The sequence below is a fragment of the Curtobacterium sp. C2H10 genome (assembly GCF_025407985.1).
Classification (GTDB): Bacteria; Actinomycetota; Actinomycetes; order Actinomycetales; family Microbacteriaceae; genus Curtobacterium.
In genome coordinates this window covers 74,896-87,883 of sequence record NZ_JABXGF010000008.1, presented here as the reverse complement: position 1 = coordinate 87,883, position 12,988 = coordinate 74,896, and the positions used below count along the sequence as shown (strand labels likewise).

Genomic DNA, 12,988 nt, shown 5'->3' with positions numbered 1-12,988 from the left:
GGGCGGCGCCGGGCGAAGCGGGGCGCGGCGGAGCGCGCCGGGGCGGGCGTCAGTCGTCGTCGAGGGCGCCGACGAGCTCCGGCGCGGTGAGCAGCCGCGGCTCGTCGGTGATCGTCGCCGGGTCCGCGACGACCTTCGACTCGTCGAGGAGCGACAGCCGCCGGGCACTCGGCAGGACCTGTCGTTCGAGCGACCCCACGAACCGGTTGTAGTCGACCACGGAGCCCCGGATCGACCGCCCGAGCTTGTCGACGTGCCCGGCCATGGTGGCCAGGCGGCCGTAGAGCTCGCGGGAGACGCGGAAGAGCTCGTGCGCCTCTTGTGAGACGACGTCCTGCTGCCACGAGAACGCCACGGTCTTCAGCACCGACCACAGCGTCACCGGCGACGCGAGTGCGATGCGCTTGCGGAACGCGTGGTCGAGCAGCCCGGGGTCGGCGGCGAGGGCGCTCGAGATGAGCGACTCCGACGGGATGAACGCCACGGTGAGCTCGGGCGACGCGTCGTAGCCGGTCCAGTACTCCCGCGCGGCGAGGGCGTCGACGTGCGCCCGCAGTGCCTTGACGTGCTGCCCGATGAGCGCATCGCGCCGGGCTCCTTCGGCGCCGGTCGCGGTCGCCGGGATCTCGGCGGCCTGCAGGTAGGCGCTGAACGGGACCTTGGCGTCGACGGCGATGGTCTTGCCACCCGGCAGGTGCACGACCATGTCGGGGCGCGCGGTGCCGGCGGTCGTGGTGACGGAGGACTGCACGTCGAAGTCGACGCGCTCGAGGAGCCCCGCGGCCTCGACCACGTTGCGCAGCTGGGTCTCGCCCCAGACGCCGCGCGTGCTGTTCGACGACAGGGCGCTGGCCAGCGTGTCGGCGGTGGCGCGCAGGCGTTCCTCGGACTCGGCAGCGGAGCGCAGCTGTGCCGAGAGGGCCCCGTACTGCTCGCTGCGGGACTGTTCGAGCTCGGCGATCTTGGCGCGCATGACGTCGAGCGTCTGGGCGACCGGGCTGAGCGCGGAGAGCACCTTCGACTCGCCCTGGGTCCGGGCGGCGTCGGCGCCGTGCATGCGCTGGACGAGGTGCTCGAGTTCGGCGGCCCGCCGTTCGAGCGAGTCGACCTGCCGCCGGTACTGCGCGTCCTGCGCGTCGAGCCGTTCCTCGGCGTCTCGACGGACCTCGTCGAGGCGCGACCGGAGCGCCTCGGCGCTGGCGCGGGACGTGGCCGCGTCCACGCCGGCGCGGGACCGCGCGAGCGACCAGGCGACGACCGCACCGACGGCGACGCCGATCACGAGACCGATGACCAGGGCGAGGATCTGCATGTCGCGACCTTGGCAGGACCCACCGACACCGCGCCTCCTGGGCCGCCCGAATCCATGTCATGACATTATGGCAAACAAGGTGTACAGTCGTGATCGTCCGCCGATGAAGCCGCACGGAAGGTCCCCCGCGTCGCATGACGAACCCAGCTCCCCACGCGTACGACGTGATCACGATGGGACGTGTGAGCGTCGACATCTACCCGCAGCAGACGGGGCCGCTCGAAGACGTCTCGACGTTCTCGAAGTCCGTCGGCGGCAGCGCCACGAACGTCGCGATCGCGGCAGCCCGGCACGGAGCCGACGCGGCGGTCATCACCCGCACGGGCAACGACCCGTTCGGCCGCTACATCGCCAGGACCCTGCCGGAGTTCGGTGTCGCGAACGCCTTCGTCGAGACGGTCGAGGGGCTGAACACCCCCGTCGCGTTCTGCGAGATCTTCCCGCCGGACGACTTCCCGCTGTACTTCTACCGGGCGCCCAAGGCCCCGGACCTCATGATCACGGCGAAGTCCCTGCCGCTGCACGAGATCGAGCGGGCGAAGATCTTCTGGACGACGGTCACCGGCCTCAGCGAGGAGCCGAGCCGCCAGGCCCACCAGGTGGCGTACGAAGCGCGCAGTGCCGCCGCGTCCCCGACCGCCCGGCACACCGTGCTCGACCTCGACTACCGGTCCATGTTCTGGTCGTCGCCCGAGGCCGCGACGCGCGAGGTCGCCGTCGCCCTCGAACACGCGACCGTGGCCGTGGGCAACCGCGAGGAGTGCGAGGTCGCCGTCGGCGAGACCGACCCCGTCCGCGCCGCCGACGCCCTGCTCGAGCGCGGGGTCGAGATCGCCATCGTCAAGCAGGGGCCGAAGGGCGTCCTCGCCAAGACCCGGGACGAGTTCGTCGAGTTCCGCCCGCACCAAATCGACGTCGTCAACGGCCTCGGATCGGGCGACGGCTTCGGCGGGGCACTCACCCACGGACTGCTGCAGGGCTGGGGGCTCGAGCGGACCCTCGCGTTCTGCAACGCCGCCGGCGCGATCGTCGCGACCCGGTTCGAGTGCTCCACCGCGATGCCGACGAGCGACGAGATCGAGCAGTTCCTGCAGGACAACCCCACGGAGGAGGCCGTCAATGCCTGAGATCAGCACCGCCGACTTCGCGCGGCTGCGGGACGTCCGCGCCGGGCAGCCCGAGCTCGTGCGGGCCGCGCTCGACGCCCGACGCAAGCGCTCCCTGCTCGCCGACGACGGCAAGCTCTTCATCGTGGCCGCCGACCACCCGGCGCGCGGAGCCCTGGCCGTCCGGAACGACGAGTCCGCCATGGCCGACCGGTACGACCTGCTCGAGCGGCTCGTCACGGCGCTCGGACGCCCCGGGGTGGACGGGGTGCTCGGCACGCCGGACGTCCTCGAGGACCTCGCGCTCCTGGGCGCCCTCGACGACAAGGTCGTGGTCGGCTCGATGAACCGCGGTGGCCTCCGGGGCGCCACGTTCGAGATGGACGACCGCTACACGGCGTACTCGGCGCAGGCCATCAAGGACTCCGGGCTGGACTTCGCCAAGCTCCTGGTGCGCATCGCCCTGGAGGACTCGGGCACCGCCCCGACCCTCGAGGCCACGGCCCGGGCGGTCAGCGAGGCCGCGGCGCTCCGGCTGCCGATCATGCTCGAACCGTTCATGTCGGCGTGGCAGGACGGCCGGGTGGTCAACGACCTGACCGCCGACGCCGTGATCACCTCGATGGCGATCGCCGCGGGACTGGGGGAGTCGAGCGCGTACAGCTGGCTCAAGATCCCGGTCGTGGACGACATGGAACGGGTGATGGCCGCGACGACGCTGCCGACCCTGCTGCTCGGCGGGGACCCGTCGACCCGCCCGCTCGAGACCTACGCCAAGTGGGCCGACGCGCTGGCACTCCCCGGGGTGCGCGGCCTGGTCGTCGGCCGCACGCTGCTCTACCCGCCGGACGGCGACGTCGCCGCAGCCGTGGACGTGGCCGCCGGGCTCGTCCACACCCAGGAGGCCCGTGCCGGGTTCTCCACAGAATCCCACGACCCAGCCGCTCGGCTCGCGGGCGCCACCACCATGGACTCGTCCATCCCGGAAGGAAGCAACGCATGACCACCACCGAGACCGCCACCACGACCATCGGGCACTGGATCGACGGGGCACGCGTCGCGTCGACGTCCGGCAACACGGCCCCGGTGTACGACCCGGCGCTCGGGGTCGCGACGAAGCAGGTCGCCCTCGCGAACGAGGAGGAGATCCAGGCGGCGATCGCGAGTGCGAAGGCGGCGTTCCCGGCGTGGAGCAACCTGTCGCTGTCGAAGCGGCAGCAGATCCTGTTCTCCTTCCGCGAGGTCCTCAACCGCGACAAGGCGGAGCTCGCCGAGATCATCACGAGCGAGCACGGCAAGGTCATCGACGACGCCCTCGGCGAGATCGCCCGCGGGCAAGAGGTCGTCGAGCTGGCGACGAACATCCCGAGCCTGCTCAAGGGTGAGTTCAGCGACCAGGTGTCGACCGGCATCGACGTGTACTCGATCCGTCAGCCGCTCGGTGTGGTCGGCATCATCAGCCCGTTCAACTTCCCCGCCATGGTGCCGCTGTGGTTCCTGCCGATCGCGATCGCCGCGGGCAACACCGTCGTGCTGAAGCCGAGCGAGAAGGACCCGAGCGCCGCGATCTGGCTCGCCGAGAAGTTCAAGGAGGCCGGACTGCCCGACGGTGTCTTCACCGTCCTGAACGGCGACAAGCTGAGCGTCGACGGGCTCCTCACCAGCCCCGACGTCGAGTCGATCTCCTTCGTCGGGTCGACCCCCATCGCGCAGTACGTCTACGAGACGGGCACGAAGCACGGCAAGCGCGTGCAGGCCCTCGGCGGTGCGAAGAACCACATGCTCGTCCTTCCGGACGCGGACCTCGACCTCGTCGCGGACAACGCCATCAACGCGGGCTTCGGCTCCGCCGGTGAGCGCTGCATGGCGATCTCGGTCGTCGTCGCCGTCGAGCCGGTGGCCGACGAGCTCATCGAGAAGATCACGGAGCGCGCGGCGACCCTGCGCATCGGCGACGGTCGTCGCGGGTGCGACATGGGCCCGCTCGTCACGAAGCAGCACCGTGACAAGGTCGCCTCGTACATCGAGGTCGCAGAGCAGGACGGTGCGGTGGTTGTGGTGGACGGCCGCACCGTCCGACCCGACGGCGACGAGAACGGCTTCTGGCTGGGCCCGACGCTCATCGACCGGGTCCCCACCACGAGCCGCGTCTACACCGAGGAGATCTTCGGCCCGGTGCTCAGCGTCGTCCGCGTCGCCTCCTACGAGGAGGGCCTCGAGCTCATCAACAGCGGGGCGTACGGCAACGGCACCGCCATCTTCACCAACGACGGTGGCGCTGCCCGTCGCTTCCAGCGCGACGTGCAGGTCGGCATGATCGGCATCAACGTGCCGATCCCCGTCCCGGTCGCGTACTACTCGTTCGGTGGCTGGAAGAACTCGCTGTTCGGCGACCACAAGGCGTACGGCGCCGACGGCGTGAGCTTCTTCACCCGCCAGAAGGCGATCACGAGCCGCTGGCTCGACCCGTCGCACGGCGGCATCAACCTCGGCTTCCCGTCGAACGGCTGAGCGCTCGTGACGATCGACAACTGGTTCAACCCCGCCGGCTCCCGCCCCGAGGCGGGCTGGACGGACGTGATCGACGCCCGTGTCGCGGGGTGGGCGCACACCGGTCTGCGGACCGGCGCGCTGACCGACGGGGGCGAGCTGCGCCTCCAGGCCGACGCCGTGGAGCGCATCGTCGTACCGCTCGCCGGATCGTTCCACGTCACGTACGAAGGCACCGCCGGGAACGGCGACCAGGCCCTCGACGGACGTTCGAGCGTGTTCGACGGACCGACCGACGTCCTGTACCTCGGTTCGGGAACGGAGGCGCGGATCACCGGCACCGGTCGGCTCGCGGTCGCCGAGGCACCCACCGACACCGTCAAACCGACCACCTACGTGGCCCGGCAGGACGTGCCGGTCGAGCTCCGCGGTGCCGGACAGTCCAGCCGGCAGGTGCACAACTTCGGCACCCCGGCGGCGCTCGACGCGGACAGGTTCATCGTGTGCGAGGTGATCACGCCGGCCGGCAACTGGTCGTCGTACCCGCCGCACAAGCACGACACGTCCGTGCCCGGCGAGGAGTCGAACCTCGAGGAGATCTACTACTACGAGTCCGCCGTCGCGCGCGGGGTCTCCGCACCGAGCACCGCCGACCCGTTCGCACTGCACCGGACCTACGCGTCCGACGACCGCGCGATCGACGAGTTCCGGCAGGTGCGGACCGGCGACATCGCCCTCGTGCCGTACGGCTGGCACGGTCCCGCCGTCGCGGCGCCGGGCTACGACATGTACTACCTCAACGTGATGGCCGGGCCCGACCCGGAACGCGTCTGGAACATCACCGACGACCCGGCGCACGGCTGGGTCCGCCAGGTGTGGGAATCCGAGTCGATCGACCCGCGCCTGCCCTACGAAAGGAAGCTCGCGTGACCACCAACACGCGGAGGATGACCGTCGGCCAGGCACTCGTCGAGTTCCTGGCCAACCAGTGGACCGTCGACGGTGACGTCCGCGAACGCACCATCCCGGGGATCTTCGGCATCTTCGGGCACGGCAACGTCGCCGGCGTCGGCCAGGCCATCAAGCAGCTCCACGTCGAGCAGCCCGGCCTGCTGCCGTACCACCAGGCCCGCAACGAGCAGGCGATGGTGCACGAGGCCGTCGGCTTCGCCCGCATGCACCGCCGCCGTGCCACCTTCGCCGCGACGGCGTCGGTCGGCCCGGGTGCCGCGAACATGCTCACCGCCGCGGCGCTCGCGACGACCAACCGGCTGCCCGCACTCCTGCTGCCGTCGGACACCTTCGCCACGCGCACGACCGACCCGGTGCTCCAGCAGATCGAGCTGCCGCACGACACCTCGCTGCAGGTGACCGACGCGTTCCGTCCGCTGTCCCGGTACTTCGACCGCGTCGAGCGTCCGGAGCAGCTGTTCTCGATCGCGCTCGCGGCGATGCGGGTGCTCACCGACCCGGCCGAGACCGGCGCCGTGACCATCGCCCTGCCCGAGGACGTCCAGGCCGAGCAGCTCGACGTCCCCGTCGCCTTCCTGCAGCCGCGTGAATGGCACATCCGCCGGCCGCTGCCCGAGCACGGGCCGCTGGCGCGTGCGGTCGCGGCGATCCGGGCGGCGAAGCGTCCCGTCATCGTCGCCGGCGGTGGCGTCCTGTACTCCGGTGCGGAGCAGGAACTCGCGGCGTTCGTCGGGGCCACCGGCATCCCGGTCGGCACCTCGCAGGCCGGCGGCGGCTCGCTCGTCTGGGACCACCCGCAGTACCTCGGCGGCATCGGCGCGACCGGCACCGCCGCGGCGAACGCGATCGCCGCGCAGGCCGACGTCGTCATCGGGATCGGCACGCGGTACAGCGACTTCACGACGGCGTCGCGCACCGCCTTCCAGGACCCGGACGTCACGTTCGTCAACGTCAACGTCGCCGCGTTCGACGCCTACAAGCACGGGTCGCAGCTGCCGCTGATCGCGGATGCCCGGGAGGCGCTCGTCGCGCTCGCCGAGCACCTCGCCGCGTTCTCGGTGGACGCCGGGTACGCGGCCGAGATCGCGCAGCGGAAGCAGGAGTGGGACGCCGTGGTCGACCAGGCCTTCGCACCGTCCGGCCTGGCCGTGCCCGGTCAGTCCGAGATCATCGGCGCCGTGCAGTCCGCCACCGATCCGCGCGACGTCGTCATCCAGGCTGCCGGATCGCTGCCGGGCGACCTGCACAAGCTATGGCGGGTGCGGGACGCGCTCGGGTACCACGTCGAGTACGCGTTCTCGTGCATGGGCTACGAGATCGCCGGGGGCATCGGCGTCCGCCGTGCCGCGCCGGACCGCGACGCGATCGTCATGGTCGGCGACGGCAGCTACCTCATGCTGCACACCGAGCTCGTCACGGCCGTGGCCGAGGGCATCAAGATCGTGGTCGTCCTCATCCAGAACAACGGGTACGCGTCCATCGGGCACCTGTCCGAGACGGTCGGGTCCGAGCGGTACGGCACGAAGTACCGCTACCTCGACGAGACCGGCTCGTTCGAGGGCGACGACGTGCTCCCCGTCGACCTCGCCGCCAACGCACGCTCGTACGGCGTCGACGTCATCGAGGTGCAGCCCGGGCCGAACGCGATCGAGGACCTCAAGTCCGCGGTGCGTCAGGCGAAGGCGAACGACCACACCACGCTCGTGCACGTCCACTCGGACCCGCTCGTCTACGCCCCCGAGGGTGACGGCTGGTGGGACGTCCCGGTCGCCCAGACCTCCACGCTGCCGAGCACCCAGCAAGCCCGCACCGCGTACGAGCAGCAGGTCGCCGCGCAGCGTCCCCTGCTCGGCTGAACACCTTCCACCACACGCAGAAAGCAGACGACGACGTCATGACCGACACCGCCACCGCCACCGACGCCATCCGGATCGGCACCGCCCCCGACTCGTGGGGCGTCTGGTTCCCCGACGACCCGAAGCAGGTCCCGTGGCAGCGCTTCCTCGACGAGGCGACCGCGGCCGGCTACAAGTGGATCGAGCTCGGGCCGTACGGGTACCTGCCCACCGACCCCTCGCGGCTGCGCGACGAACTGGAGTCCCGCGGGCTCCAGCTGTCAGCCGGCACCGTCTTCACCGGGTTCCACAAGGGCGACGACCAGTTCCAGCGCGCCTGGGACCAGGCCGTCAAGGTCGCCGGTCTCGCCGCCGCGCTCGGCGCCGAGCACCTCGTGACCATCCCGGACCTCTGGCGCTCGGACGCCACGGAAGAGGTGCTCGAGTCGCGCACGCTGACGGATGAGCAGTGGGAGCGCCTCGGCAAGGGCCACGACCAGCTCGGCAAGGCGCTGCTCGAGGAGTTCGGCGTGCACCAGCAGTTCCACACGCACGCGGACAGCCACGTCGGCACCTACACGGAGACCGTGCGCTTCCTGTCCGAGACGGACCCGGCGTACACGAACCTCTGCCTCGACACCGGTCACTTCGCGTACTACGGCGGCGACAACCTGAAGCTCATCGCCGAGCACCCCGAGCGCGTCGGCTACCTGCACCTCAAGCAGGTCGACACCGACCTGCTCCCGGACGTCCTGAAGAACGACGTCCCGTTCGCCACCGCGGTGGCGCAGGGGATCATGACCGAGCCGCCGCACGGCACCCCGGAGCTCGCGCCCATCATCGAGGCCGTCGCGAAGATCAACCCGGACATCTTCGGCATCGTCGAGCAGGACATGTACGGCTGCTCCGTCGACGCTCCCGGCCCGATCGCCGAGCGCACGTTCCAGCACATCTTCGGCTCGACCGCCGCCGCCCGCGCCCTCTGACACCCCCAGGAGAACCCAGCATGAGCACCACCGAGAACCTCCGCGTCGCCGTCGTCGGAGCGGGCGCGATGGGCAGCGACCACGTGCGTCGCATCACGTCGACCATCGCCGGCGCCGACGTCGTCGCGATCGTCGACCCCGACAGAGCCCGGGCCACCGCGGCCGCGGCGAAGGCCCCGGGTGCGATCACCGCGTCGTCGTTCGAGGACGCACTCGAGGCCACCCCGATCGACGCGGTCATCGTCGCGACCCCGGGCTTCCTGCACGAGCCCGTCCTCGTGCCCGCCATCGAGCGTGGCCTCGCCGTCCTCTGCGAGAAGCCGCTCACGACGTCGGCCGCGGACTCCCTGCGGATCGTCGAGCTCGAGCATGCGACGTCCGAGCGCCCGAAGATCCAGGTCGGCTTCATGCGCCGGTTCGACAAGGGCTACCAGGAGCTCCGTGCGCTGCGGGAGTCCGGCTCGAACGGTGCCCTGCTCGCGCTGCACCACGCGCACCGCAACCCGACGACCCCGCCGAACTTCAGCGAGTCGATGCTCATCCACGACTCGGTGATCCACGAGATCGACATCATCCCGTTCATCACGGGGGAGCCGATCGTCGCCGTCGAGGTGAAGAAGCCGCGCAAGAACTCCCTCGCACCGGCCGACCTGCCCGAGCCGCAGTTCGTCCTGTTCACCACTGAGTCGGGCACGATGGCGATCGTCGAGATCAACGTCAACGCCCAGTTCGGCTACCAGGTCACGACCGACGCGGTGTTCGAGTCGGGTGTCGCCTACATCGGCCGCGAGACCTCGCTGAACCTCGTGTCGCAGGGCGTGTCCGGCCAGGGCGTCACCCCGTCGTTCGTGGAGCGCTTCGGCGCCGCCTACGACGAAGAGGTCCAGCGCTGGGTCGATGCCGCCAAGACCGGCGGCATCGACGGGCCGAGCGCCTGGGACGGCTACACGGCGTCCGTCGTCGCCGAGGTGGCCGTGCGCGCGCAGCAGTCCGGCGCGCTGGAGCAGGTCGCTTACGCCACCGCGAAGCCGGCGTTCTACGAGACGGTCTGATCGATGCCGAAGATCGCACTCGACCCCACGCCGTTCCACCACGACCTGTCGCTGCTGGAGTTCCCGCAGAAGGTCGCGGACCTCGGCTACGAGTACCTGCAGCTCACCCCGCACCAGGACTTCATCCCCTTCTACCGGCACCCGAAGGCCGACGACGACCTCGTCGACGCGTTCGCTGCCGCGTGCCGGAAGGCCGGAGTGCAGGTCGCGTCGGTCCTGCCGGTCCTCCGGTGGTCCGGGCCCGACCGTGAAGCCCGTGAGGCCGCGGTGACGAAGTGGAAGCGGGTCATCGAGATCACGAAGCGCCTCGGCGTCGACACGATCAACACCGAGTTCTCCGGCCGCCCCGAACTCCCCGAGGAGTCCGAGGACGCCTTCTACCGCTCGATGGAGGAGCTCCTGCCGATCATCGAGGACGCCGGACTCCGCGTGCTCATCGACCCGCACCCGGACGACTTCGTCGAGGACGGCCTCGAGGCCCTCCGGGTCATCCGCGGCCTCAACTCGAAGCACATCGGGTTCGTCTACGTCGCCTGCCACACCTTCCACTACGGCGGCAACATGGACGAGATCATCGACGCCGCGGGCGACTCGCTGCAACTCATCCACGTCGCCGACGCCTACGACCACCGACGGTCGCACGGCCTCCGCTACATCACGAACCCGCCGGGCAACCCCGTGCGCGTGCACCAGCACCTCCCCGTCGGGCAGGCGGACGTCGACTTCGACGCCTTTTGGGCCGCCCTCGACCGAGTCGGCTTCACGGCGCGCGAGGACACCGTCGCGGTGTCGAGCGTCTTCGCCGAGGACGAGAACGCCGACGAGGTCTCCCGCTTCCAGCTCGACACGATCACGAAGGGACTGAACCGATGACGACCACCGTCGAGACCCCGACGCCCACCGGCACCGACGCCCGACCCGTCACGCTGCAGGCCGCGTCGCAGACCGTGACCGCCCTGTGGAACGACTCCGCGGATCCGCGCGAGCTGTCCACCGCGATCCACGAGTACGGCGCCGTCGGGGCGACCTGCAACCCGGTGATCGCGTACACCTGCATCCAGCAGGACCCCGACACGTGGGTCCCGCGCATCCGCGAGATCGCCGCCGAGCACCCGACCGCGGGGGAGTCCTGGATCGGCTGGAAGGCCGTCGAGGAACTCTCGATCGCCGCGGCCGCGCAGCTGCTGCCCGCCTTCGAGGCGTCGGGTGGCCGCAACGGCCGGCTGAGCATGCAGACCGACCCGCGTCTCCACCGCGACCGGGACGCCCTCGTCGAACAGGCCGTGCGGTTCTCGCAGCTCGCGCCGAACATCATCGTGAAGATCCCCGCCACCAAGGTCGGCATCGCCGCCATCGAGGAGGCCGCGTACCGCGGTGTCTCGATCAACGCCACCGTGTCGTTCACCGTGCCGCAGGTCGTCGCCGTGGGCGAGGCCATCGAGCGCGCCCTCGACCGCCGTGCCGCCGAGGGTCTGCCCGAGCAGGAGTTCGGCCACGTCGTCACGCTGATGGCCGGCCGCTTCGACGACTGGCTGAAGACCGTCGTCAAGCGCGACCACGTGATGGTCGACCCCGGCATCCTCGAGTGGGCCGGTGTCGCTGCGGTGAAGCACGCGTACCGGGTCTTCCAGGAACGCGGCTTCCGGTCGCGCGTGCTCGTCGCCGCCTTCCGGAACGCGATGCAGTGGTCGGAGTTCCAGGGCGGTGACCTCGTCGTGTCGCCGCCGTTCCAGTGGTCGAAGGACATCAACGACAACGCGTTCCCGTTCCGTCCGGACGCCATCCACGACGAGGTCCCCGCGCACGTCATCGACGCGCTGCGTGCGGCCACGCCGGAGTTCGCCCGGGGCTACGACGTCGACGGCATGACGATCGACGAGTTCGACCGCTTCGGCGCCACGGTGACCACGCTGCGCCAGTTCCTCGACGCCGACGCGAAGCTCGACGCCCTGGTCCGCGACATCATCGTGCCGGCAGCATGAGCGCAGCCGCGTCCGCCAACGTTGCCACCATCGGTGTCGGCCTCATCTCGGTCGGCTGGATGGGCCGGTTGCACTCCCGTGCCTACCGCGCCCTGCCCGACCACTTCCCGGAGCTCGGCGTGCACCCCCGGCTCGTCGTCGCCGCCGACCCGATCGAGGAGGCACGCGACCAAGCGGTGACCCGCCTGGGCTACGAGCGGGCCGTCGCCGACTACCACGAGGTCCTCGCCGATCCCGAGGTCGACGTCGTCTCGATCTGCTCGCCGAACTTCCTGCACCGCGAGATGGCGGTCGCCGCTGCCGAAGCGGGCAAGCCGTTCTGGATCGAGAAGCCGATGGGCCGGTACGCCAGCGACTCCCGACAGATCCACGAGGCCGTGCAGCGCGCCGGTGTCATCACGAGCGTCGGCTTCAACTACCGGCACGCCCCGGCGATCGAACGGGCGCGCGAACTCGTCCGCAGCGGGCGCCTCGGCCGGATCACGAACGTCCGCGGGTCGCTCCTCGCCGACTACTCGTCCGACCCCGCGGCGCCGCTGACCTGGCGCTTCGAGCGGGAGCGTGCCGGCTCGGGCGTCCTCGGCGACCTGCTCTCGCACGGGCTCGACCTGGCGCAGTACGTCGTCGGCCGGATCTCGTCCGTGACGGCGCTCGCGGAGACCTTCATCGTCGACCGACCGCTCCCCGGCGCTGGCATCGTCGACCGCAGCGCCGCCGCGACGGGGGAGCGGAAGCCGGTCGAGAACGAGGACTACGCGGCCCTGCTCTTCCGCTTCGAGGACGGCGCCGTCGGCACGATGGACTCCAGCCGCGTCATGCGAGGGCCGCACGCCGAGTACACGCTCGAGGTGTACGGCACGAAGGGCTCGGTGCGGTGGGACTTCCAGCGCTTCAACGAGCTCGAGGTCTACCTCGACGGGCAAGAGGTCGACGGGTACGCCACCCACTACGTGGCCGCGGGGGACGGCGAGTTCGCCCGCTTCCAGCCGGGCGCCGGCACCGCCATGGGGTACGACGACCTGAAGACCGTCGAGGCCGCGCAGTTCATCGCGAGCGTCCGGCGCGGGGAGCAGCTCGCGCCGTCGGTCGCCGACGGCCTGGCGGCTGCGTCGATCGTGGAAGCGGCGGAGGCGTCGCTCGCCGACGGGGCGTGGCACGAGGTGGCGCGCGTCGACGGACCGCTCACCTACGCGGCGGCGACCCCCGTGCTCTAGACGCACGACCCGACGGACGGGAGGCGCGGTGCCAGCTGG

11 protein-coding genes are annotated in these 12,988 nt (G+C 70.8%); 10 read left to right on the top strand and 1 reads right to left on the bottom strand.

Going from position 1 to position 12,988, the window contains the following annotated elements:
• Positions 1 to 49: 49 nt before the first annotated feature.
• Complete coding sequence (rmuC, locus tag HWD93_RS06070; RefSeq protein ID WP_261646351.1) at positions 50 to 1,312, bottom strand: DNA recombination protein RmuC; 1,263 nt, start codon at positions 1,310 to 1,312, stop codon at positions 50 to 52.
• Between the two features lie 173 nt (positions 1,313 to 1,485).
• On the opposite strand from rmuC, the gene iolC reads away from it, so the two are divergent.
• The 10 genes from iolC to HWD93_RS06020 are packed head-to-tail and all read left to right on the top strand — an operon-like array spanning position 1,486 to position 12,949.
• Positions 1,486 to 2,439, top strand: coding sequence for a 5-dehydro-2-deoxygluconokinase (gene iolC / locus HWD93_RS06065; protein ID WP_374115143.1), 954 nt, complete (start codon positions 1,486 to 1,488; stop codon positions 2,437 to 2,439).
• Positions 2,432 to 3,421, top strand: coding sequence for a class I fructose-bisphosphate aldolase (locus HWD93_RS06060; RefSeq protein ID WP_261646349.1), 990 nt, complete (start codon positions 2,432 to 2,434; stop codon positions 3,419 to 3,421). Before iolC ends, HWD93_RS06060 begins: the two co-directional genes overlap by 8 nt.
• Positions 3,418 to 4,929, top strand: a complete 1,512-nt coding sequence (locus tag HWD93_RS06055; protein ID WP_070416748.1) for a CoA-acylating methylmalonate-semialdehyde dehydrogenase — start codon at positions 3,418 to 3,420, stop codon at positions 4,927 to 4,929. Before HWD93_RS06060 ends, HWD93_RS06055 begins: the two co-directional genes overlap by 4 nt.
• 6 nt (positions 4,930 to 4,935) lie before the next feature.
• On the top strand, positions 4,936 to 5,838 hold the full coding sequence (gene iolB, locus HWD93_RS06050; RefSeq protein ID WP_261646348.1) for a 5-deoxy-glucuronate isomerase: 903 nt from the start codon (positions 4,936 to 4,938) through the stop codon (positions 5,836 to 5,838).
• A 17-nt stretch (positions 5,839 to 5,855) separates the two neighbouring features.
• Positions 5,856 to 7,736 carry a 3D-(3,5/4)-trihydroxycyclohexane-1,2-dione acylhydrolase (decyclizing) gene (gene iolD, locus HWD93_RS06045; RefSeq protein WP_261646354.1) on the top strand — a complete coding sequence of 627 codons (1,881 nt, stop codon included), beginning with the start codon at positions 5,856 to 5,858 and terminating at the stop codon, positions 7,734 to 7,736.
• A 38-nt stretch (positions 7,737 to 7,774) separates the two neighbouring features.
• Positions 7,775 to 8,701, top strand: a complete 927-nt coding sequence (locus HWD93_RS06040) for a sugar phosphate isomerase/epimerase (protein ID WP_070416746.1) — start codon at positions 7,775 to 7,777, stop codon at positions 8,699 to 8,701.
• 20 nt (positions 8,702 to 8,721) lie between these two features.
• Positions 8,722 to 9,753 (top strand): Gfo/Idh/MocA family protein, encoded by a 1,032-nt coding sequence (locus tag HWD93_RS06035; RefSeq protein WP_261646347.1) that lies wholly within the window; start codon positions 8,722 to 8,724, stop codon positions 9,751 to 9,753.
• Positions 9,754 to 9,756: 3 nt separating this feature from the next.
• Positions 9,757 to 10,626, top strand: a complete 870-nt coding sequence (locus HWD93_RS06030; RefSeq protein ID WP_261646346.1) for a sugar phosphate isomerase/epimerase family protein — start codon at positions 9,757 to 9,759, stop codon at positions 10,624 to 10,626.
• Complete coding sequence (locus tag HWD93_RS06025) at positions 10,623 to 11,735, top strand: transaldolase family protein (protein WP_261646345.1); 1,113 nt, start codon at positions 10,623 to 10,625, stop codon at positions 11,733 to 11,735. The genes HWD93_RS06030 and HWD93_RS06025 overlap by 4 nt, the downstream gene beginning before the upstream one ends.
• Entirely contained in the window at positions 11,732 to 12,949 is a 1,218-nt protein-coding gene (locus HWD93_RS06020) for a Gfo/Idh/MocA family protein (protein WP_261646344.1), read from the top strand. The genes HWD93_RS06025 and HWD93_RS06020 overlap by 4 nt, the downstream gene beginning before the upstream one ends.
• Positions 12,950 to 12,988: the final 39 nt, after the last annotated feature.